The organism is Dyadobacter chenwenxiniae, from assembly GCF_022869785.1.
Classification (GTDB): Bacteria; Bacteroidota; Bacteroidia; order Cytophagales; family Spirosomataceae; genus Dyadobacter; species Dyadobacter chenwenxiniae.
In genome coordinates this window covers 4,137,217-4,159,041 of record NZ_CP094997.1, presented here as the reverse complement: position 1 = coordinate 4,159,041, position 21,825 = coordinate 4,137,217, and the positions used below count along the sequence as shown (strand labels likewise).

The window sequence follows — 21,825 nt, the reverse complement described above, 5'->3', positions numbered from 1 at the left end:
TAGTGTGTAATAAATAGGAATTTAGCGCCTGGGAATGGTTTAAAGCCTATTCCCCCGCAAAAAATCCCCTATCTCCATCCGCTTCTTTCCTTCCAGTTGCAAAACTTCAATAGAAAGCCAGCCGTCTCCGGTTCGGAAATAGAGATAGGATTTGCTATCTGTCCGAAATTGGCCAGGGGTGTCGTTTTCATCAAATTCCACAACTTTGGATTTGAAGATTTTGCAGGAGAGACCATTGATAGTTGTCCAGGCTGCCGGGTAGGGTGAAAGTCCCCGGATGAAATTGTGGATTTCTGCTGCGGGTTTCTGCCAGTCTATTTCGCAGGTTTCGCGGAAAATCTTTGGTGCGGATATTATTTTAGCCGATTCATCCTGTGGTTCTTGTGGGTAATCGCCTGCTTCAATAGCCCTGACCGTTCTCACGACCAGCTTTGCGCCTTTTTCCATCAGCCGGTCGTGTAAGGAACCTGCGTCGTCGTCGGCGTGAATAGGCTCTCGGTCCTGGAAAATAATCTTCCCTGTGTCAATGTCCTTCTCTATAAAGAATGTGGTAACGCCGGTTTCCGTTTCGCCATGGATCACGGCCCAGTTAATCGGCGCCGCGCCGCGGTATTGCGGCAATAATGAGCTGTGTAAATTGAACGTTCCTTTTCGTGGCATGCTCCAGACCACTTCGGGCAACATGCGGAATGCTACGACCACTTGCAGGTCAGCCTGATAGGACCTGAGTTCTTCCAGAAACGCTGGATTTTTTAGTTTTTCGGGTTGTAAAACAGGAATACCTTGTGCTTCTGCATATTGTTTTACGGGCGATGCGGTTTGCTTTTGTCCGCGGCCTGCGGGCTTGTCCGGCACGGTTATTACAGCCACTACATTAGAATTGCTTTCGACCAGACTTTTCAAACTTGGGACCGCAAATTCGGGCGTTCCCATGAAAATTATTCTTAACGGGGTTGACATAGATTGTTACCGCTTTTGGATAAAAAATGGTGATACCATTTACAAATATTGTTATTTTTGTCGTTCTTAACAGAAAATTATGATCCAGACGAAATCATATACGAACCGAAAAGACAGGGTCTTCTAGCCTTCTACTACGAGTGTTGTAACTCTTGTAGAGCGGTCTTAGAGCCGTTCTTTTTTTTTATCCAATTTTCAAAAATTTAAAGACTTGTAAACTAATTTAAGGTCATGGCTAAAATTTCATACTATACGGAAGAAGGATTAAATAAGCTGAGGAATGAGCTGAATGATATGAAAACAAAAGGCCGCACGGAGATTGCAAAACAGATTGCAGAAGCGCGGGATAAGGGCGATTTGAGCGAGAATGCAGAGTATGACGCGGCAAAGGATGCGCAGGGAATGCATGAAATGAAGATCGCCAAGCTTGAAGAGATCATGTCAAATGCGCGGGTGATCGATGAGTCGTCGATTGATACTTCGCAGGTTGCGGTGCTTTCCAAAGTGAAGATCAAAAACCGTAAGAATGGAATGGAAGTGACATATACTTTGGTTTCAGAAGAAGAAGCTGACCTTAAAACCGGCAAGATCTCAGTAGGATCGCCGATAGGCAAAGGTTTACTTGGCAAGAAAGTAGGGGACACCACCGAAATTAAGGTCCCTGCGGGCTTGATGGAATTTGAAGTCCTGGATATCAGCAGGTTCAGCGAATAGTTTCGCATAGCATGAATAAGATGTTGGATTGTAGAATGTTGATCATTCGCAATCCAACATTTTTGTTTTAAATTGGTTTGGATCACCATTCGTCAGTATGAAATTCAAAGGCATTTTGTTGAATGTTTCTTTCCTTTGGGTGGAGGGGATGGCATTGTTTCCATTCATTTTGGTGAGAAGAAATCCATGTAGCCGCTTCCTGATCAACCACGAGCAAATCCATTTGAGGCAACAGCTTGAATTGGGTTTGATTGTCTTTTATATTTGGTATTTTGCCGAATATTTAATTCGCCTGATCCAGTACAAAAAACATTATCTGGCCTATCTCCATATTTCGTTCGAGCGGGAAGCATATCAGCATCAGGCAGATTTGGATTATCTCGACAAAAGGCGTTTTTGGGCTTTTTGGCGCTTTTTGAAACAATAGAAAATGCCTGGTATGGCATTGTTGTACAGCATTTTAAGTAAGTAATTTTAATAAAATATGTCAGATCAAAGCAGAGAATTTCTTTATAAATACCTGAACAACGCATCGCCGACCGGCTTCGAAGCGAGCGGTCAGCAGATATGGCTGGATTACATCAAGCCTTACATTGAAGAAACCATTGTGGACGTCTACGGAACGGCTGTCGGCGTTATTGGCGGTGGCCAGGATTACAAAGTGGTAATTGAAGCGCATTCCGATGAGATTTCCTGGTTTGTCAACTACATTACAGACGATGGTTACATTCATGTGCGCCGTAATGGCGGCTCGGATGCGATCATTGCGCCTTCCATGCGCGTGAATTTGCACACTGCCAAAGGCGTTGTAAAAGGCGTTTTCGGCTGGCCTGCGATCCATGTTCGCGACGTTGCAAAGGATTCTGTTCCAAAGGTTCATGAGTTGTTTATTGATGTCGGCGCTTCCAAAAAAGACGAAGTGCTTGAAATGGGCATTCATGTGGGAACGGTTGCCACATTTGCGGACGGTCTGGACGAATTGAACGAAAAATATTACCTGGGACGCGCCCTGGACAACAGAATGGGCGGTTTCATGATCGCGGAAGTGGCGCGTATGTTGCATGAGAACAATGTTCGCTTGCCGTTTACATTATATGTTGTGAACGCAGTTCAGGAGGAGATCGGCTTGCGGGGAGCGGAAATGATCTCGCGTCGTTTGAAACCTAATCTTGCCATCGTGACCGACGTGACGCACGATACGCAGTCGCCGATGTATAACAAAAAGGAACAAGGCGACCTCAAAAGTGGTGGCGGACCGGTAATTTGCTATGGACCAGCTGTGCAGAACAATGTGCGTGACCTTTTGATCCGCATTGCAGACGAGAAAAATATCCCGTTCCAGCGCCAGGCAGTAAGCCGTTCAACAGGAACGGATACGGATTCTTTTGCCTACTCAACCGAAGGCATCGCATCCGCACTGATTTCCCTCCCGCTTAAATACATGCACACCACCGTGGAAATGGTCCACAAAGAAGACGTCAAAAACGTAATCCAACTCATGTACGACGTGCTGCTGTCTTTGAAAGGAGACGAGGACTTTCGGTATATAAAGTAGTTTTGAATGAGTGAATGAGTGAATGAGTGACCGGGTCGCCGGGCGATGATTGACCGGGTCTCTGGGGGATGATTTAATATTTTCTTATTCTTCGATTCCGTCGTCGCCAGCGACCCGGTTAACATTAAACTTCATTCAGTCATTCGCTCAACACCAGGTGACCTGGTCAACATTAAACTTCATTCACTCATTCAGTCATTCAATCATTCAAAATTGATCACACAACATCGTTAGCAATTTCATCAACAAATCATGATCATTAACCAAACATGGACAACAGGGCTCGTGGCCGGGGGGCTGCTATTAACACCCACAACAAATTTTTTAAGCATGAAATAGAATATACGTCAGAGGACTGGCAGCAGTGGGAAGAGCCGGCTGCGAACCCGAAAACGCAGTTTATTGAGGAGCACTCCAAAACATTGCTGAGTGTTTCGGATAGTCCGGATCTGGGTCATTTTCACTCGATTAACCCTTACCGGGGCTGCGAACATGGTTGTATTTACTGTTATGCCCGCAACTCCCATGAATATTGGGGATATTCCGCCGGGCTGGATTTTGAAACAAAAATTATAGTCAAGAAAAATGCGCCGCAGTTGCTGGAAAAGCTTTTCAATTCAAAAAACTGGGAGCCTAAGGCCATTCATTTTTCCGGAAACACAGATTGTTATCAACCGGGAGAAAAAAAATATCGGTTAACCCGGCAAATGCTCGAAATATGCCTGAGATATCGGAATCCGGTGAGCGTTTTGACCAAAAATGCTTTAATACTGAGGGATTTGGACGTGCTTGAAAAGCTCGCCAAGCTGAATCTGGTGCATGGAGCAATTTCCATTACTTCGCTAAATGAAGAGCTTCGCGGCGCCCTTGAACCCCGGACTGTAACCGGAAAACGCAGATTGCAAATTGTGAAAGGACTAACCGAAGCTGGCGTGCCGACGGGCGTAATGACAGCGCCCATTATTCCTGGACTCAATGATCACGAAATTCCGGCCATTGTACAGGCGGCGGCCGAAAACGGTGCAATATGGGCCAATTATACAATCGTAAGGCTGAATGGTGCCATTTCAACATTATTCGAAGAGTGGATCAATCATCATTTTCCGGATCGGGCAACGAAAGTGCTGAACCAGATTGCGGAATGCCATGGAGGAAGTTTAAATGATTCCCGATTCGGACTCAGAATGGTTGGGGAGGGTAATTTTGCAGAAAACATCAGGCAACTCCATGCACACGCGTGTCGAAAATATTTCAAAGACAGAGCGTTACCCGAGCTTGATACAACCCAGTTTATGCGGGCAGGGCAAATGCGTTTATTTTAAATTCAATCCTAAATCCAATGAAATCATTTTCCACATTACTATGCCTCACACTATGCATTTGCTTGTTCAGCAACTGCGTTAACTCATCCTCGCAAAAAACGCCTGTAATAACGGAAGGTGATTCTTTAAAGGTTGGCAAAAACACGATTGAGCCAGCCGGGTTGCCGGTTACCGGTGCGGATCAGGTTTCAGCATATCTGGATTATCTGAAAGGTAAGAAGATCGGGATATTAGTCAACCAAACATCAATAATTGGAAAAACACCGATCGTGGACAGCCTCGTTTCGCTGGGTGTAAATATTGTCATGATTTTTGGCCCGGAACATGGTTTTCGTGGTACGGCCAGCAATGGAGATAAAGTGAGTGACAGCGTGGACCCGAAAACGGGCATTCCCGCTATTTCACTTTACGGCAAACAGAAAAAGCCTACGAAGGAACAAATGGCGGGTATTGATCTGATGGTGTTTGATATTCAGGATGTTGGGGCTCGTTTTTACACTTATATCAACACTTTGGGGCATGTAATGGAAGCTTGCGCCGAAACGAATAAGGAAATGCTGATCCTGGATCGCCCAAATCCCAACGGTTTTCTGGTAGACGGTCCGATCCTCGAAGATCATTTGCGTTCCGGCATCGGCATGTATAAAATTCCCATCGCGCACGGACTGACGATTGCTGAATTTGCGCAGATGATCAATGGAGAAGGATGGCTGCCCAACAAAATGCGGTGCGAATTGAAGATCATTAAAGTGGCCAACTACAATCATAAAACGCCATACACATTGCCAGTAATGCCTTCACCGAACCTGAATACGCAACAGTCGGTGATGCTTTATCCGCATATATGCATGTTTGAAGGAACGATCGTCAGCCAGGGGCGAGGGACTTACATGCCGTTCACAGTGCTTGGTGCGCCTTTGCTGAAAGGGAAATATGATTTCGTTTTTACGCCAAAGAGTATCAAAGGAATGAGTGAGGCACCTTTGCACATGGATCAGGATTGCTATGGCATTGATCTGCGGAAGTATGATATTTCCAAACTCGAAAAATCAGAAAAGCTGAATTTAAATTGGATCATGGATATGTATAAAGCATATCCCGACAAAGCTAAGTTCTTTGATATGAGCCAGAGTAAGCAAATGGGAAGCTTTGATAAACTGGTAGGCACTGAGAACTTCAAAAAACAGATCATTGCGGGTGCTTCCGAAGATGAGATCAGGAAAAGCTGGGAGCCGGGTCTTGGTCAGTACAAGGACATGCGAAAAAAATATTTGATCTATCCCTGAGATCTGTAATTAAAAACAAAACATCCCAGGGAATGTGTCCCGGGGATGTCCAATTATTCTCAACGATATTAAAATAAAAAAATACTAATGGTAATGATTTAGTTTAGGTTTGGTATGGTATGGTAAATATTTTGGAGATCAAGTTTGTGTTTACGCACATATTTAATTTATAACATTTACGTTCCCCGAACTGAAATGGATGCCTGAGCTTCTAATTTTTTTTCTTAAATGTTGAAGCTCAGGCGCCTGTCGCAAGAACACTGGTTTTAAATAGGAGAGGAATTTACGTATTGTAATAATAGTTTGTAGTCGGATAACTGACAAAATAATGGGGTGAAGTAGCTGATTTCCGGGGTAAAGAAAGGGAATCAGCATGTGTGGTTTGGAGATTTCCGGGGCTTCTCACGAAAAAGTTTTCACCCGGCTTAGCAGTTCATTTCGGTTGTCATTTGTAATCGGGATTTCAATGTCATTGATCATCACATGAATGTAATTGATTGATGTAATGGCATGGAGATTAATGATGAAAGACTTGTGAACCCGGAAAAAATAATTGGCCGGAAGTTGCTGAAGCATGTTTTTGAGCGTCTCCCGAATGGTGTATTTCTTCTTTTTGGTGTGCAATTCAAGATAATTGTCGTCGCTGCGGATGTAAAGGATATCGGCAAGCAGGATTTTGGTAAACATATGCTTCTCTTTGATGAAAAGCGCATCTTTGATTACCGTGGAATCCTGTTTATCCTCCTGATTGGACTCTCCCGCCAAAGCTGCAAGGCGGTAATTTTTCAGAGCCAGCTTAACCGCAGTATATACAGTGATTTTTTGACATGGCTTTTGAAGAAAAGCATGTGGAGAAGCTTGCAAAGCCGCATTGACAATGGCTATATCCTCGTGACTGGAAAGAAACAGGAAGGGGATCTTGAAATTTTCACGAATGTAATGCGCAAGGTCAATCCCGGTTTGGTAGCCGTTCAAACTAATGTCTAAAATGGCAACATGGAAGACTTTGCTATTGAGTAATTCAACAGCCGTACTGTAATCCGTTGCAACGTCATTCGCATCATACCCGAAGCCGTTAAGTAAATATTGAAGATGTTTTGCTACAATCAGGTCGTCCTCAACAATTAAAATATTCATTCTGGATTTGTAAAATTCAATCCCATACTGTTAAAATCAGGGTTTACGAGCAGGGACAATGTTAGCATTTTCAAAAAATTGCAAATTTAAGGTTACCGTTGAGTAAAAATTCCAGATTAATGTACGAATTAGTTGTCAATCGAGACCATTTTTTTAAAACAATTTAGTAACCGGTAAAAACTATGTCGGCCTCAATCCTTTAATTACCTGTGGCGCTGTCGATGTGTTTGGAAACTTTGTGTCTCCCTGTTGCCATATAGAGAACAGTAACCAATACAAGCCCGGAAAAGAACCATAAGCTCAGGACCAGATTATAATAGATAATTGCAATGAGACAGACGACTGATAAGATAAGTGCTATGAGAGGGAAGTAAGGATAGGCAGGCACGATAAAGGGGCGCTCGAGACCGGGTTCATTACGGCGAAGCATGAAGAGCGCAACCATACTGATAATGTACATCACAACCGCTCCCAATGCCGCCAGAATGATCACCTGGTCAGTCGTGCCCAATTTAAGCGCGATGCACCCGACAATTCCGCCGCCGATGAGTGCCCAGTGTGGTGTCTGGAATCTGGCATTCACATTTCCCAGAAAAGAAGGTAACAATCCAGCCCTTGCCAATGCGTAAATTTGTCGTGAATACCCAATGATGGTGCCGTGAAAAGAAGCGATAAGCCCAAAAAGTCCCAGGCTGGCAAATAGTTGTGTAAGTGCACTGTCGCGGCCCAGCACAATGCCTAGTGCGGCGGGCAGGGGATAATCGATTTCGCTCAAAAGCCGCCAATGTGCTACGCCACCGGTAAAAACCATCACGGCGAGCGCCAGCACAACCAATGTTAAAATTCCGTAAATGTAACCTCTGGAAATAGTCCGTTTAGGATCTTCCACTTCTTCGGCCACCATGGCAACGCCTTCAATGGCGAGGTAAAACCAGATTGCAAATGGTAACGCAGCAAACACGCCTGGCCAGCCAAATGGCATCGGCTCGGTCACGAAAGTTTTGTATGAAAAATGCGGAGCAACAATGCCTATATAGATCAGCAGCTCGCCGACCGCCAGCAACGTCACCACCAGTGAGAACATTGCAGACTCCTTGATTCCCAGTAGATTAATTAATATAAAAATAACATAACAGGCAAAAGCTACATCTAGCACTCCCAGTGACGGATAAAGAAAGTGTGTGTAGCTTCCCAATGCAAATGCAATGGCGGGTGGTGTCACCAAAAATTCTACGAGTGTAGCGTAACCTGCTATTAACCCCCCAAACCAGCCAAAAGCGCGTTGCGAGTAAGAAAACGGCCCGCCAGCCTGCGGAATGGAAGTGGTAAGCTCGGTAAAGCTGAAAATAAATGTCACGTACATCAGCGTTACCAGGAGTGTCGCGATGAGGAAGCCAACGGTGCCCGAAACGCCCCATCCATAGTTCCATCCGAAATATTCACCTGAAATCACCAGCCCGACGGCAATCGCCCAAAGGTGTATTGGTTTTAAAACTTTCTTGAGCGTAGCGCCGGGCGCCGACGCGTTGTGTTCGGACGACATGGAGGAGAAGTTATACCATTGAAAAATGTAAAAGCAGTTAAATCTAATTAAAAATGTTATCGAGGTGCAGTGCGGAGGTAATCGCCCAATTCTTTTACTTTATCCGTATTCAGATAATCCACACCCAGGGCCATCATGATCTTCCAGGAATTGATGTTGTCCGGCGTAGCCCATAACCGCATTTTTTTACCCAGATCGTGGGTTTGCCTGATCACTTTCTGGATCGTTTTCTTTTCCTTTTCAGGTAAGGGGCCCTCGCCGTTCCATTTTGAGTATTTCCCGAAACCCTGGCTGATCAAGCCGACCCGTTTGAGTTGATCCGGCGTGTAAGTAAGTTCGGGTCTTCCATCGAAAAAAATGAAGTCCGGATATTTGTCAAAATCGGCAGGGGCGGGCGTGTTGCCGCTCACTACAATTGTTACAGTGCCGTTGGGTGCAAAAATTTGCTTGTGCGGTTCGAGTTCCCTGACCAGCGCAGCGAGCGTCTCCGAAGCCCCGGTTTTCAAATCAATCAGCAATTGTAACGGCACATCCTTTTGTGCATAAATGCTCCCGCCGTTTTTCTCGACGCTAGCGAGGATCGGCTGAATGTAGAGCGTACTTAATGTTCTTTTAGGATGGATGTCTTTTAGATTGTGAGCTACGAACAGCGTGTCATTTATTAAAAAAAGGTCCGCTTCAATGGACCCGAACTGCTGATCATAAGCGTCCCGGAAGGCACCTTTTCTTTCGTAATCATTGTGGGAATGAGCCTGAGCAGTTGTGTAGGCCTTCATGTCCTGGGCATCCAATATCCTGACAGAAAGCAGTATAAGGACAAGTAACGTAACGTTTTTTTTCATGGGATGTGGTGGGGTTGCTAGCCGGAAAATTAAGTAATTATATGGTTTCAAACACATTGTTTTCGCGTTTGATTTCAGCCCGGAGAATTTTCTATGGAAAATTTGTGATTTATTAAACAAAATATCAACGGATGGAAAGATGCGTTGAGAATATCGTTATTTTAGCCAACTTATTACATACCTAGACTTTGCCAAATCAGCGCCTGCATGAAACAAAATTCTTCTCTCTTTCGTAAAAAAACAGTTAGCCAAATACTTAAAGATGCTGATTCTGCGGAAAATGGCGGTTTAGCCAAGATCCTTGGCGTGAGGGACCTGGTCTCCCTCGGTATAGCGGCAATTGTAGGGGCAGGGATTTTCAGTACGATCGGGGTTGCGAGCTATAACGGTGGTCCGGCTGTATCATTATTATTCATTTTTACGGCTATTGCCTGCGTTTTTACAGCATTGTCGTATGCGCAGTTTGCGAGCACCGTGCCCGTCTCCGGTAGCGCGTACACGTATGCGTACGTTGCTTTTGGTGAGTTGTTTGCATGGATCATTGGCTGGTCGTTGATTTTGGAATATGCGGTTTCCAACATGGTCGTCGCGATTTCCTGGTCGGAATACTTTACGGGAATGCTTAAAGGCTTCGGCATTGTCCTGCCGGGCTGGCTTACGGTCAACCATGAAACGGCCTCTGATGCATTTGCCAAGTTGCAAAGTGGCGCTGCCGCCGAAATGAGCACTTACGAACGTTTTGCGGCTGCGGCTTATGAATCTTCTCCGGCAATCGGTGATTTCCACATCATGCTTAATCTGCCTGCGGGACTGATAACATTGCTTATTACTGCATTGGTTTACATTGGTATCCGCGAGTCGCGAACCGCCAGCAATATCATGGTGGTGCTGAAAATAGGGGTCGTTTTGCTGGTGATTTTCGCCGGGGCATTTTATGTAAAACCCGAAAACTGGTCGCCATTTGCACCCAATGGCATCAAAGGCGTCATGGGTGGGGTCGCCTCCGTTTTTTTCGCATTCATTGGTTTTGATTCTATTTCAACAACTGCCGAAGAATGTAAAAATCCGCAGCGCGACATGCCCAAGGCGATGATTTACTGTCTGGTAATTTGCACAATATTATATGTACTCATCACATTGGTGCTTACCGGAATGGTCAATTATTCAGAGCTGAAAGTAAGTGATCCGCTGGCATTTGTTTTTGAGAAAAATGGCCTTGATTTCATGGCTGGCGTTATTTCGGTCAGTTCTGTCATTGCTATTACGAGTGCATTGCTGGTTTATCAGCTTGGTCAGCCACGTATCTGGATGACGATGAGCCGCGATGGTTTGCTTTGGAAAAAATTCTCGAAGATTCATCCCAAATATCAGACTCCCTCCTTCGCAACCATTGTTACGGGTTTTGTAGTGGGTATTCCCGCATTATTTTTCAAGATGGATTTCTTTGTGGACCTGACCAGTGTGGGGACATTCTTTGCATTTATTTTGGTTTGTGGCGGCGTGCTTTATCTGGATCACACAGGCATTTCAGCGCAATCCAAATTCCGTGTCCCTTATCTAAATGGAAAATATCTGGTAGGACTTCTGCTGGTCCTTGCTATCCTTGGGTTAAGCATTTATGGACAAAGTGTGATAGACGAATGGAAAGCCATGTCGGGTATGGAAATCATTGAGCACAAGCTTTTAACGATCATTTTCTGGATCACCTGGTTCGTGATGGCCGTGATGAGCTACAAATACAATTTTTCGATTCTACCTGTTGCGGGAATTTTGACAAACCTCTACTTAATGACGGAATTAGGTTCCTCCAACTGGCTGATCTTCGTGATCTGGCTCGCGATCGGGCTTGTCATTTATTTCAGTTATGGATACAGAAAAAGCAAGTTAGCTTAAATAATCAGCGTAAAAACAGTTCCTTTTCCCACTTGCGAAGACACGTTCAGCTGCCCGTTGTGCTGCTGCAAAATCTGCCGTGAAAGGCTCAATCCAATGCCGGAGCCGGTCTTTTTTGTTGTGTAAAAAGGTATGAAAATATTTTCAATGGCCTCGGGTTCAATGCCGTCCCCATTATCCTCAACATCGATAATAGTCACATTGTCAGTCTGGTAAGCGCTTAGGGTGATCAATCTGTTGGTTTGATTTGAGAATGCTTCGGAAGCATTTTTTACCAAGTTAATGAGCACTTGCTGGATCTGGCTGGCGTCGGCTTTCACAGTTAATGTTTCCGGTTTTACAGAAATTTTCCACAAAACGCCCGAGCCCGTAAGGTCTGTTTGTAATAACTGGATCACTTCCTGCAAAAGTTCGGCAACGCTGAGATTGGCAAAAACAGGTTTTGGCAATGTTGTAAAATCGCGGTAGGCATTCACAAATTGCATCATTCCCTTGCTCCGTTTTTCCAGCGTGTGTAATGCTTCTTTCAAATCATTAACGGCTTCCTGGTCATTGGTGGATTTCTCGATGTCTTCATTTACAATGAGCCGCATTGTGCCTACAAGCGAAACTATGGGCGTCATCGAGTTCATGATCTCATGCCGGAGAACGCGGGTAAGGTTTTGCCAGGATTCCACTTCCTGTTGTTGCAGTTCCGTCTGAATATTCTGTAAAACCACAATCCTGACCCACATTCCCCGGAGCTGAATGGCCGCTCCCTGCAACGCAAGGGGTTGGTCGGAAGGCGTCCGGTAAAGTTCGCGCACACCACTATCGAGCGTGGAAAGCAATTCGTAAAGTCTTGGATGTTTTTCTTTTAACTCGCTCAGCTGATGCAACCTGTAAATACCCAGCATACGCAATGCCGCATTATTAATAAGATTAACCTGCCCGTTGCTGTCGAAAGTGATCAGACCAGTTCCAATATGCTGAACAATTGTATTCAAGTATTGCAAGTTAGCCTCCTTCTCCGCCCGGGCCTGGCGAAAAGCATGCAGCACCTCATTAAATTGCTGGTTAAGTTCCTTAAAAGTCCGGCCCATTTTATTGTCGGAACGGAAATTGATCGTAAAATCCGAGTAGCGGACTGATTCGAGGAAGTACGTCAGTTTTCGGTTAACATTGGTAACATACTGATACAATAATGATCCCTGAACAAAGATGAAAATGGTTCCCAGCACATATACAAGCACTTCGTTCGTGTGCTTGGACGCGAGCCAGGCAAGGGCAATCACGCTCAGGATAATTACCACTATCCTGATCATGATCACAATGCTGAAATGTCTTAGTCCGATCATTAATAAATGAAATTGATATTTGGGTATTAATTTTCAACCGCGTTTTGAGGCACGCCGGACATTTCGCTCAATATGAATTTTTCCAATGAACTGATCTTGTAGTGAGCCATATCAAATTTGGTATCCTCAAAAACCTCCATCGCAGGCACCGAAATTGTGATCATTCCCGCCGCATGAGCCGATCGGAGGCCCGCGTGTGAATCTTCAAAAGCAATGCATTCTTGCGGGAGCAAGCCCAACTTGGCGGCTGTTGTCAGGTAAACTGCCGGGTGCGGTTTGGTGAATTCTTCCAGCTCGCCCGAATGCCAGGTGTCGAAATAGTCAATGATGTCCAGCCTTTTCAGCACGCCTTCTATCAAGTCCATATGCGAAGCCGAAGCCACAGCCAGCTTCAAACCCTGGGCTTTTAAATTCTTGACCAATGCTATTGCGCCTGGCATTGCCACCGCGCGGGCCAGAATATTCTCATGGGCATATTCCAGGATCTGTTGCTCCAGCTCTTCAAAACTAGGGGCGTTCCAGGGCTGAATTTTGTGACAATATTCAAGGAAAAGTTTGATGGAAAGACCGGTTGTTTGGTTTTTGAGTGCATCGGAAATCGTGAAATTCACTCTTTGCATCACCCTGCGGGCGGCGTCTGTCCAGATTGGCTCCGAATCTATCAGCAATCCGTCCATGTCAAATATGGCAGCTTTAATCATTATTAAGTGAGTCTTTTTTTAGTCTACCCAAAACTACTACTTTCACCGATAAGTATTTACAAATCCCGGACCATTCATGAACCGATATCCAACCATACTTACCATTGCGGGGTCAGACAGCGTCGGCGGCGCTGGAATTCAGGCAGACTTGAAAACGATCGGCGCATTAGGCGGCTACGGCACATCTGCAATCACGGCACTCACTGCCCAGAATACCTTGGAAGTAAGAGCGGTTTTTCCAGTGCCAGCGGACTTTTTGAAAGAACAATTACTGGCGGTTCTGGAAGATATTCAGGTTGATGCGGTTAAAATTGGCATGATAGGCACTGTTGAAAACGCGTTGATTATCGCTGACATTATTGCGCAGTTCAATCCCAAATTTGTGGTTATCGACCCGGTGTTGACATCGACGAGCGGCACGAAACTTGCAACGACCGAGATGATCAGTGTTTTTTGGGAAAGGTTATTTCCAATCGCAGATCTTGTGACCCCTAACATGGACGAAGCGAAACTTTTGTTACCCACGGAAATCGGTTCGCTGGAAACCATGAAGAAGGCGGCTTCGGAAATGGTTACCAAAGGCTGCAAGGCTGTTTTGCTCAAAGGAGGGCATATGGTTTCGGAGAAGTTGTTTGATGTTTTGGTACAAAAAACCCAGGAAGTGTTGGTTTTCGAGTCAGACTTCATCCCCAGCCAGAATCTGCACGGAACCGGCTGCACGCTGTCTTCCGCTATTGCAACATTCATGGCTCATGGCAATTCCCTCCCGGAAGCCATCATCTTTGCCAAAGAATACATATCCGCCGCGATAGAAGCCGGCAAAGATGTGAAAACCGGCAACGGTAACGGTCCGCTGAACCATTTTTTTGATCCGGTGCCGTTGCGGGCAATGTTGTAGTAAAAATTGGCACCATTACAGTCAATGACAGGCGAATTCAAGAGGGATATAATTGGTAGGATAAAATGAGCCGTTATTTTTCGAAAAATCCCGGAGGGATGAAATTTTGGTAGAATGGAATGAAGTATCAATACGAAAAAATCCCGGAGGGCTGAAACGGCGTGTATGAAGTCACATCCCTCAGGGATTCGGCGGAACCGGTGCCCATTATCTTGCTACCAATATTGCATCGCTCCGCGATTCTGCGGAATGCTTGTTAATAACATTGCTACCAACATTGTATTACTCTGCGATAGCCTGCGGAAATAATTTGTTACAAAGTAGCCTCGACAAAATAATTTTTCCCAAAAAAATTAGGGTAGGGCATAGCTAAGTTGTCTGAAAGAAAAACTGTTAGCTATGAAAAAATATATCCTCGTGCTGATCGCTCTGGCGGTCTTCTCGCTGGCTTACGCCCAGCAACCTACCCAACTTGTTAAAGGACATGTTATCGATGCGGAATCCCGGCAGCCGGTGATCGGGGCAAATGTGATCATTACTACATTGAACCCGATCATGGGCGGGACGACGGATGCGGAGGGCACATTCCGTGTCGAAAAGGTGCCGGTAGGCAGGCATTCCTTCAAAATTACGAGTCTGGGTTATGACGATGCATTCCTTCAGGAAATCAATGTGGGTTCAGGTAAGGAGGTGGAACTGACCATTAAACTGGCTGAATCGTTCAGGTCGCTGGATGAAGTGGTGGTGAAGGCGCAAAAGGAAAATGGCACTCCGCTCAATGATATGGTGAGTGTCAGCGGGCGCTCTTTTACCGTGGATCAGACCAAGCGTTTTGCGGCTTCGGTGAATGACCCGGCCAGGATGGCTTTGTCATTTGCGGGTGTGGCGACCAATGATGACGGCGGAAATCAGATTATCATCCGTGGTAACAGCCCAAAAGGAATGTTATGGAGAATGGAAGGCGTGGAAATCCCTAATCCCAACCACTTCGGCGAAGAAGGTTCGAGCGGTGGAGGCATCAGCGCGTTGAGTGCGAACGTTTTAGGCAATTCTGATTTCCTGACAGGGGCTTTTCCGGCTGAATATGGCAATGCAACCTCGGGCGTTTTTGATTTGAAATTAAGAAACGGAAACAACGAAAAGCGAGAATACGCCATGCAAGCCGGCGTACTAGGCCTCGATTTTGCGGCTGAAGGGCCAATCGGCGCTAAGGGCGGGGCTTCCTATCTGGCCAATTACCGCTATTCAACATTGTCTGTACTCAGTAAGCTCGGTCTGAACATTCAGGGCGATGCTTCTACTGACTTCCAGGATGGTGCTTTCAAAATCCATGTTCCTTCTGACGACAAGTCTGTTGTGACGGTGTGGGGAATTGGCGGCATCAGTACTTCCAAGGAAAAAACCGGTTTTGAAAACGAGGTCTTCACGTCGAACCGCGGCATTTTAGGGATCAATTATCTGCGCTATATCAACAATAAGGCCTACGTGGAAAGCATCATTTCGTATGCTGGAACCAAGGTTACCGATGAAACCGACAACGTGGGAAAGCAAATTTCTTACAGACAAAGTTTCGTCAATCAGGCGCTCCGGATTTCTTCTCTCTTCAACTATAAGCTGAATGCCCGCAATACTTTCCGCGGGGGATTTATCATTAATCATCTTGACTTCAACCTTTTCGACAGGAATAATGAAAATGGTCCTTTTCGCACTTTTCTGGATCAAAAGGGGAATACTCAGCTTTATCAGGCATATGGCCAGCTTAAATCGCGTATATCACCGACAGTTACGATCAATGCGGGTGTTCATGGCATGCTATTGGGACTTAATAACCAGGTTTCGCTCGAACCAAGATTAGGGATGAAATGGGCTGTCGCTCCGAAATCCACGTTAAGCTTCGGTGCCGGATTGCATAGCAAAACAGAGTCAATATCAACCTATTTCGCGCAAGTGAATGCGGAAACCGGGAAAACGGCGGCAGCTAATAAAGATCTTAAACTGATGAAGTCTGCACATTTTGTAGGCGGTTATGAATTCCGTCCCACCAGCAGCTGGCGGATTCTGACAGAGGCTTATTATCAACATCATTATCACGTGCCGATCGGCACGCCAGGTTCCACAAAACCGTATCTGTTACATAATTCTCAAATTAACGAGATCAGCGGTTTCGCAAACGATTCGCTGGTAAGTGATGGAACCGGACGCAGTTATGGTGTAGAGTTAACCATTGAAAAATCGCTGACGGGCGGCATCTATTTAATGAGCACCACATCATTATATCAGTCAAAATACACAGGTAGGGATGGTATTGAACGGGATAGCAGGTTCAATGGACATTTTGTTCAGAATGTGCTGGCGGGAAAAGAATGGAAAGTTGGTAAGAACAAAACGAACGTCTTTGCAGCAAACATTAAACTGCTGGCATCCGGCGGAAACCGCATCACGCCTGTCGATCTTGAAAAATCCAAAGAAACTGGTAAAACGGAACTAGATTGGACCAGGGCTTACTCCCGGCAATTGCCCTACTATTTCCGGTCCGATGTCCGTGTCAGCTACACAAAAAACAAAAAACGTACGGCCTCGACCATTTCCCTGGACATTCAGAATGTTACCAACCGTTTGAATGCTTACGAACAAACTTACGACCCAACCGATAAGGTAGTCAGAAACACGACACAGACAGGCCTGATTCCGGTCCTGAATTATCGTCTTGAATTTTAAGCAATTACCAATCAGTTCATCCGGATAATCTGTTCTTTCGTCGTGAAAATAGTAAACTCTGTCCTCATTCACTTTTGCCGGGGCTGTGTGTGCTTTAAATTGGTATATCAATTGAGAAACGATTGGTTATAAAAATACCTTAACAAGCCAAACCGATACCGATATGGAAACGCCGCGTAATGAGTTTATCTGGAGAAAAGCGAAAAAGAGAGCATCATTCAAGGTTCATCTCAGCACTTACCTGGTTGTTAATGCTGGCTTGTGGCTGCTGTGGGCTGTAACTGCTTATCCACACTTTGGCAATGACCATTTGCCTTGGCCTGTTTTTCCGATGGCAGGATGGGGCATCGGGCTTTCAATGCATTTTTTTACCGCATATAGCAGCCTGGATGAAAAAGGATTGGCAGAGCGTGAATATGAAAAATTAATGCGCAGCTGATCAGGTTTTGGAATAGTTGTTTTATAATCTCAGATAAATAATTATCGGATTAAACTAAACAATTATGGAAAAGGACCTTCAAAATAAAGAGGCGATACAAAAATTAAAATCATTGGCAGAGGATATCCGGTTTTGTATGTACACCACTTACTCCAATGGAAAGATAGAGTCGCGCCCGATGACGACCCTGGAAATCGATGAGCAAGGAAATGTATGGTTTTTTACAAGCCGGAATACAGAAATCGGTGATGCCTCTAATCAGGGTGAGCCGGTCACATTAATTTATTCAGACCCCAAAAATAACACTTACATCAGCGTTTCTGGTACTGCGGAGATTGTAGAGAATGAGACCAGGAAAGAGGAATTGTGGAACCCGATGTCGAAGGCATGGTTCCCGGAAGGAAAGGAAGATCCGAATCTGGTTGTACTAAAAGTAACAACCGATGAAGCAGCCTATTGGGACGCAACCTCTTCGAAAATGGTAGTTTTCTTCTCCATGGTAAAAGCGGTCCTTACGGGTACAACGCCTGATGGCGGTGATCATGGGAAATTGAATCTGGCTTGATCCTTCCCCTAAATCCCCTAAAGGGGACTTTACGTTGTGCTTGAGGGTAACGGCAACAAAACGACAATAATAAGCCCCTTTAGGGGTTTGGGGCACTTGGGAGCACAATCCCATCAAACAAAAAGGGTTGGCCATTTGGTCAACCCTTTTTGTTTAGTCTGATGATGAAGTGTAATATTATTCTGCGCTGGCTTCTTCGTTCACATATGTTTCAGCCAGTTCTGTCAGTTTGTGGTCGGTTTCGCCTTCCTGATCAAGCGTCATTTGCAGCATATCTGCTACGTCGCCGTATCCAAGTGTGCGGGCAATGTTCCTTAATGTTCCGTAAGATGCGATTTCATAATGCTCTACTTTCTGAGCAGCCATGATCAATCCACAGTCGCGAACCATTGTTCCTTTGTCTGTGCTGCTGATAATCTCCTCGCCTTCCTCGATCAGGCCTTCCATAGCAGCACATTTTTTCGCCTGTGCTTTTTCGCCAACCAATCCGAAAATTTCTTCAAGTCTGGCCGCATGTTCCTCGGTTTCTGTTGTGTGTTTCTCAAACGCTGCTTTCAGTTCTTCCGAAGTAGCACTTTTCGACATCTTTGTCAATGCTTTTGCCAAGTGTTTTTCTGCCCAATAAATATCTTTCAGGCCGTCTACAAAAAGCTCTTTCAACTTTGCGCTATCTGATTCAGTGATTTGGTTAACGAATTTACTTTTGCTCGCTTTCATAATTCTAGTAGTTTGTTGTTATTAGATGTGAAGGATTTAATCCTTGTGACCTGCCTTCTTAAAAATCCGTACCAAAATCGGAGTGCCGTGTAAGACGTTGCGTCACCGTTATTGTGAAGACTTAACTACACATATACGTTCGCGGAAATCCGTTATTGGGGAAGTTTTTAAGTGACCCGCATTGATTCGGACATTTACCGGAACGATTTTTGAACAGAGCATTTATCCATTTATTTAAACCAACCTTTTATGCACTCCAACCGGTCGCTTAAAATCTCGCTTATCATTATGATACTTCTGGCGACCGCCGGACTTGGTTGGTATTTTTTTAAAAAATATAAGAATGAGAATGCAAACCCGGTTTCAGGATTGAAGCCGAAGGTTGAAATGGGAATTGGGCAAATCAGCAACATTACGGACAGTACCATTGATCTTTCGCTAAAACTGCTCGTCGACAATCCGCTCCCGGTTGGGATGGATGTGGAAAGGTTTGACTACTTCGTACAAATGAACGGGGTAACGATTATTGAAGATGAATATGCCAAACCGTTATCCATCAATCCGCGTGACAGCACATTGGTAACGATTCCGGCAAAATTGAAAATTGCCAAACTGAAAAAAGAAGGTGATTCCGAAGCAGCCACCGGCCAGGATAGTGCTGATTATCATTTCGAAGGCCGCTTCCATTTGAAGAAAGCCATTCTGGGAAAAGATAGCATTACGCTGGATATGGATAAAAGGTTGCCTCTTTACAGATTGCCGAAGGTCGAAATTGTGGACTATGATATGACAAAGTTTCGTTTGGGGAAATCGGAGGTGGTGTTGAAATTGAAGTTTTCCAACCAAAACCCTTTCCCGGTGCAATTCGAAAATCCTGCTTATGCTGTTGATCTCGGAAAACAGGACCGCCTTGCGGAAGGAAGTGTGAAAGGCGTTACCAAGGTCAAGGGGAAAAGCAGTGAGCTTTATGAAATCCCGTTGGCCATTGATATGGGTAAAGTTCTGAAAGCTGCCGGGCAGTTGGTTTCAAAAGGGAAGGGGCTTCCATTTACATTGTATTTCAAAAGCAAGCTGGTTTCGGAGAATGATATTTTTAAAAACAGTGATGTTAATATCATAGTCAACGGCACATTGAAGGATTTGGAAACTGTACAAAAAAACCTTTCGAAGTGAGTGTCCGAAAGGTTTTTCTGAATGTAGAAGCTTGATATTATCACTGACCTTTATTGAACCAGATCACCATTTCATTCGGACCGCGATTTGCCCAGGCATAATAGGGGATGAGCGTCACGTTGCCCGCCTCGGATTTCAGCACATTAACACCGCCCAACAAGCCTTGCTGATAACTGGCAGCAAAGGTCTGATTTTCTCCAATGGGAATAGCCAGCGCTTTTCCGTTGTTATCATGGCCTTCTGCACAATACAGAACAGGCCCGCGCTCAATGGCTATTTTGTCCTTATTAGCAGCAATCTTTTCATTTGAAATAATCTTCCTGACTGGCATATCCAGCGCCAATTCAACCTGATCCCCTTTTTTCCAGTTTCGGACCAGCTTAATGTAACCTTTTTCAATGTTGGCAGGCATATTTTTACCATTCACACGCAAGGTCACCGGCTTGGAATCTTTGCTCATATAATTGTAGAGGTTGCCCGGGATCGCCTCGCCAGTTGCCCAGCCCGGGATGCGCACAGACAAAGTGAAATTCCCGACTTTCTCAGGATCTACCAAAATTCTGACATTTCCATCCCACGGATAATTCGTTTGCTGCGCGAGTTTCACTGCATTATTGTTAACAGAAATAGTCGCGTCGTTGTCTGCGAACAAATTAACAATCAGCTCGTTGCCCTTTGTTGCATAAATGTAGGCAGGCATTGAAGGCAGAAAGCGCGACACATTGGTAGGGCAGCAGGCCGTTCCGAACCAGGGCTGTCTTTCTGCACCGGTGCCTTTGTTAAAATCGTTTACGCCATTGGAAGCCATCGGATTTACGTAAAAGAACTTATCGCCTTTCACGGACATTCCACCCAAAAAACCATTATAAAGCACACGTTCGAAAACATCCATATATTTGGATTCACCCGTGTAGAGATACATTTTGTGGTTCCAAAGCATATTCGCAATGGCCGCGCACGTTTCCGCATATGCATTATCATTCGGCAGGATGTATGCTTTATCAAAAGCCTCACCGTCTTCACGGGCGCCTACGCCACCCGTTACATATTGTTTTTTTTCCGTAGCATCTTTCCAGATTTCGTGAACGGCGTGGCTGTGTTCAGGTTCTTCCTCGATCGTAAGCATATCCGCAACGGCCGTGTATAAATATTGCGCACGAACCGCATGCCCTACGGCCTCTTTCTGCCTTACAAACGGAACCTGATCCTGAAAGTACGCGGGGCCGAGTTTGTGTTCGTCGAGATACAATGCCCGCTTGTCTGAGCGACCGCGCATATCAATGAAAAATTTCGAAAGATCCAGATATTCCTTTTTGCCCGTTGTCCGGTAAAGTTTGATCAATGCAAGTTCAATTTCCTGATGACCGGGAACAACCACTAACTGTCCGGGTTTTGTTCCAAATGTTTTAACCAGATGATCTGCATTTTTGGTTGCAATGTCCAGGAGCGTTTTCTTACCCGTGGCTTCGTAATGGGCAATCGCCGCTTCATAAAGGTGCCCCACATTGTAGAGTTCATGGCTGCCGTTTTCGAATCCGTAACGGTAAGGCCCGGCGATCCAGTCGTAGGAGCCGGTGGTGTCTTTGTTAATGGTCCTGATTGTATATAAATAGCCATCAGGCTCCTGTGCGGCTGCAAAAAGCGTGATCAGGCTGTCCAGATAATGGTCTAATTTGGGATCATATTGATTTTGCAGCACATAAGCCGCGCCTTCCACCACTTTGAAAACATCTGAATCATTAAACCGGACGCCTTCAAATTTGCCCTTCTTCAAACCGCCAGCCACAGCAAAATTGTCTATCCTGCCCGATTCCTCACATTGCTGCAAAGCATGCGGAACGGTCACTTCGCGAGCAGCTTCCACACGCGTGTGCCAAAAACCTTGTTTGGTTTTTACATTTTTAAGCGGAACGGCAGTGATTTTACTATTTTGTGCAAAGGTTAAATGGCAGCAGAACAGCAGGGAGAATAGCGAAAAATATTTGGTCATTATATGAATAAATTGATATTGAGCTAAGAGACTTT

Annotated in this window: 19 protein-coding genes; 11 read left to right on the top strand and 8 right to left on the bottom strand. The window is 45.1% G+C overall.

The window, feature by feature from the left end; genetic code table 11:
- Window positions 1–39: 39 nt before the first annotated feature.
- Window positions 40–960, bottom strand: a complete 921-nt coding sequence (gene fmt / locus MUK70_RS17715) for a methionyl-tRNA formyltransferase (RefSeq protein WP_234654182.1) — start codon at window positions 958–960, stop codon at window positions 40–42.
- Window positions 961–1,191: 231 nt separating this feature from the next.
- On the opposite strand from fmt, the gene greA reads away from it, so the two are divergent.
- From greA to MUK70_RS17690, 5 genes are all read left to right on the top strand, one after another.
- Window positions 1,192–1,674 carry a transcription elongation factor GreA gene (gene greA / locus MUK70_RS17710; protein ID WP_026630790.1) on the top strand — a complete coding sequence of 161 codons (483 nt, stop codon included), beginning with the start codon at window positions 1,192–1,194 and terminating at the stop codon, window positions 1,672–1,674.
- Window positions 1,675–1,771: 97 nt separating this feature from the next.
- The gene (locus tag MUK70_RS17705; RefSeq protein WP_234654180.1) at window positions 1,772–2,101 is read left to right on the top strand and encodes a hypothetical protein; all 330 of its coding nucleotides are present in this window, start codon (window positions 1,772–1,774) and stop codon (window positions 2,099–2,101) included.
- A 57-nt stretch (window positions 2,102–2,158) separates the two neighbouring features.
- Window positions 2,159–3,229 carry a M42 family metallopeptidase gene (locus tag MUK70_RS17700; RefSeq protein WP_234654178.1) on the top strand — a complete coding sequence of 357 codons (1,071 nt, stop codon included), beginning with the start codon at window positions 2,159–2,161 and terminating at the stop codon, window positions 3,227–3,229.
- A 269-nt stretch (window positions 3,230–3,498) separates the two neighbouring features.
- Window positions 3,499–4,551 (top strand): PA0069 family radical SAM protein, encoded by a 1,053-nt coding sequence (locus MUK70_RS17695; protein WP_234654176.1) that lies wholly within the window; start codon window positions 3,499–3,501, stop codon window positions 4,549–4,551.
- Between the two features lie 17 nt (window positions 4,552–4,568).
- A complete protein-coding gene (locus tag MUK70_RS17690) occupies window positions 4,569–5,837 on the top strand; it encodes an exo-beta-N-acetylmuramidase NamZ family protein (protein WP_234654174.1) in 1,269 nt (422 codons plus the stop codon).
- 402 nt (window positions 5,838–6,239) lie between these two features.
- Here MUK70_RS17690 and MUK70_RS17685 read toward each other — a convergent pair whose 3' ends face one another.
- The 3 genes from MUK70_RS17685 to MUK70_RS17675 form a co-directional block, all read right to left on the bottom strand.
- Window positions 6,240–6,974, bottom strand: coding sequence for a LytR/AlgR family response regulator transcription factor (locus MUK70_RS17685; RefSeq protein ID WP_234654172.1), 735 nt, complete (start codon window positions 6,972–6,974; stop codon window positions 6,240–6,242).
- A 199-nt stretch (window positions 6,975–7,173) separates the two neighbouring features.
- Window positions 7,174–8,517 (bottom strand): ethanolamine permease, encoded by a 1,344-nt coding sequence (eat, locus tag MUK70_RS17680; RefSeq protein ID WP_234654171.1) that lies wholly within the window; start codon window positions 8,515–8,517, stop codon window positions 7,174–7,176.
- A gap of 56 nt (window positions 8,518–8,573) precedes the next feature.
- On the bottom strand, window positions 8,574–9,359 hold the full coding sequence (locus MUK70_RS17675) for a phosphatidylinositol-specific phospholipase C/glycerophosphodiester phosphodiesterase family protein (protein ID WP_234654169.1): 786 nt from the start codon (window positions 9,357–9,359) through the stop codon (window positions 8,574–8,576).
- Between the two features lie 207 nt (window positions 9,360–9,566).
- On the opposite strand from MUK70_RS17675, the gene MUK70_RS17670 reads away from it, so the two are divergent.
- Window positions 9,567–11,252: an amino acid permease gene (locus MUK70_RS17670; protein WP_234654166.1), complete on the top strand. Its 1,686-nt coding sequence runs from the start codon at window positions 9,567–9,569 to the stop codon at window positions 11,250–11,252.
- Here MUK70_RS17670 and MUK70_RS17665 read toward each other — a convergent pair.
- Both MUK70_RS17665 and hxpB read right to left on the bottom strand, forming a co-directional pair.
- Window positions 11,249–12,589 carry a sensor histidine kinase gene (locus MUK70_RS17665; protein WP_234654164.1) on the bottom strand — a complete coding sequence of 447 codons (1,341 nt, stop codon included), beginning with the start codon at window positions 12,587–12,589 and terminating at the stop codon, window positions 11,249–11,251. The two genes, MUK70_RS17670 and MUK70_RS17665, sit on opposite strands and share 4 nt — an antisense overlap.
- A gap of 26 nt (window positions 12,590–12,615) precedes the next feature.
- Window positions 12,616–13,290, bottom strand: a complete 675-nt coding sequence (gene hxpB, locus MUK70_RS17660; RefSeq protein WP_234654163.1) for a hexitol phosphatase HxpB — start codon at window positions 13,288–13,290, stop codon at window positions 12,616–12,618.
- A gap of 76 nt (window positions 13,291–13,366) precedes the next feature.
- Here hxpB and thiD point away from each other — a divergent pair, with 76 nt between their 5' ends.
- From thiD to MUK70_RS17640, 4 genes are all read left to right on the top strand, one after another.
- Window positions 13,367–14,188, top strand: coding sequence for a bifunctional hydroxymethylpyrimidine kinase/phosphomethylpyrimidine kinase (gene thiD / locus MUK70_RS17655; protein WP_234654161.1), 822 nt, complete (start codon window positions 13,367–13,369; stop codon window positions 14,186–14,188).
- 399 nt (window positions 14,189–14,587) lie between these two features.
- The gene (locus MUK70_RS17650) at window positions 14,588–16,906 is read left to right on the top strand and encodes a TonB-dependent receptor (RefSeq protein ID WP_234654159.1); all 2,319 of its coding nucleotides are present in this window, start codon (window positions 14,588–14,590) and stop codon (window positions 16,904–16,906) included.
- Between the two features lie 163 nt (window positions 16,907–17,069).
- On the top strand, window positions 17,070–17,345 hold the full coding sequence (locus MUK70_RS17645) for a 2TM domain-containing protein (protein ID WP_234608456.1): 276 nt from the start codon (window positions 17,070–17,072) through the stop codon (window positions 17,343–17,345).
- 64 nt (window positions 17,346–17,409) lie between these two features.
- Complete coding sequence (locus MUK70_RS17640) at window positions 17,410–17,910, top strand: pyridoxamine 5'-phosphate oxidase family protein (RefSeq protein WP_234654157.1); 501 nt, start codon at window positions 17,410–17,412, stop codon at window positions 17,908–17,910.
- Between the two features lie 177 nt (window positions 17,911–18,087).
- Here MUK70_RS17640 and MUK70_RS17635 read toward each other — a convergent pair whose 3' ends face one another.
- A complete protein-coding gene (locus tag MUK70_RS17635; protein ID WP_234607925.1) occupies window positions 18,088–18,627 on the bottom strand; it encodes a YciE/YciF ferroxidase family protein in 540 nt (179 codons plus the stop codon).
- Window positions 18,628–18,876: 249 nt separating this feature from the next.
- On the opposite strand from MUK70_RS17635, the gene MUK70_RS17630 reads away from it, so the two are divergent.
- Window positions 18,877–19,800: an LEA type 2 family protein gene (locus MUK70_RS17630; protein ID WP_234654155.1), complete on the top strand. Its 924-nt coding sequence runs from the start codon at window positions 18,877–18,879 to the stop codon at window positions 19,798–19,800.
- A 40-nt stretch (window positions 19,801–19,840) separates the two neighbouring features.
- Here the strand turns inward: MUK70_RS17630 and MUK70_RS17625 are convergent, their stop codons facing one another.
- Window positions 19,841–21,790, bottom strand: coding sequence for a glycoside hydrolase family 127 protein (locus MUK70_RS17625; protein ID WP_234654153.1), 1,950 nt, complete (start codon window positions 21,788–21,790; stop codon window positions 19,841–19,843).
- Window positions 21,791–21,825: the final 35 nt, after the last annotated feature.

Coding starts and splice junctions, on each gene's coding strand:
- fmt (WP_234654182.1), bottom strand. CDS start 960: ATGTCAACCCCGTTAAGAATAATTTTCATGGGAACGCCCGAATTTGCG.
- greA (WP_026630790.1), top strand. CDS start 1,192: ATGGCTAAAATTTCATACTATACGGAAGAAGGATTAAATAAGCTGAGG.
- MUK70_RS17705 (WP_234654180.1), top strand. CDS start 1,772: ATGAAATTCAAAGGCATTTTGTTGAATGTTTCTTTCCTTTGGGTGGAG.
- MUK70_RS17700 (WP_234654178.1), top strand. CDS start 2,159: ATGTCAGATCAAAGCAGAGAATTTCTTTATAAATACCTGAACAACGCA.
- MUK70_RS17695 (WP_234654176.1), top strand. CDS start 3,499: ATGGACAACAGGGCTCGTGGCCGGGGGGCTGCTATTAACACCCACAAC.
- MUK70_RS17690 (WP_234654174.1), top strand. CDS start 4,569: ATGAAATCATTTTCCACATTACTATGCCTCACACTATGCATTTGCTTG.
- MUK70_RS17685 (WP_234654172.1), bottom strand. CDS start 6,974: ATGAATATTTTAATTGTTGAGGACGACCTGATTGTAGCAAAACATCTT.
- eat (WP_234654171.1), bottom strand. CDS start 8,517: ATGTCGTCCGAACACAACGCGTCGGCGCCCGGCGCTACGCTCAAGAAA.
- MUK70_RS17675 (WP_234654169.1), bottom strand. CDS start 9,359: ATGAAAAAAAACGTTACGTTACTTGTCCTTATACTGCTTTCTGTCAGG.
- MUK70_RS17670 (WP_234654166.1), top strand. CDS start 9,567: ATGAAACAAAATTCTTCTCTCTTTCGTAAAAAAACAGTTAGCCAAATA.
- MUK70_RS17665 (WP_234654164.1), bottom strand. CDS start 12,589: ATGATCGGACTAAGACATTTCAGCATTGTGATCATGATCAGGATAGTG.
- hxpB (WP_234654163.1), bottom strand. CDS start 13,290: ATGATTAAAGCTGCCATATTTGACATGGACGGATTGCTGATAGATTCG.
- thiD (WP_234654161.1), top strand. CDS start 13,367: ATGAACCGATATCCAACCATACTTACCATTGCGGGGTCAGACAGCGTC.
- MUK70_RS17650 (WP_234654159.1), top strand. CDS start 14,588: ATGAAAAAATATATCCTCGTGCTGATCGCTCTGGCGGTCTTCTCGCTG.
- MUK70_RS17645 (WP_234608456.1), top strand. CDS start 17,070: ATGGAAACGCCGCGTAATGAGTTTATCTGGAGAAAAGCGAAAAAGAGA.
- MUK70_RS17640 (WP_234654157.1), top strand. CDS start 17,410: ATGGAAAAGGACCTTCAAAATAAAGAGGCGATACAAAAATTAAAATCA.
- MUK70_RS17635 (WP_234607925.1), bottom strand. CDS start 18,627: ATGAAAGCGAGCAAAAGTAAATTCGTTAACCAAATCACTGAATCAGAT.
- MUK70_RS17630 (WP_234654155.1), top strand. CDS start 18,877: ATGCACTCCAACCGGTCGCTTAAAATCTCGCTTATCATTATGATACTT.
- MUK70_RS17625 (WP_234654153.1), bottom strand. CDS start 21,790: ATGACCAAATATTTTTCGCTATTCTCCCTGCTGTTCTGCTGCCATTTA.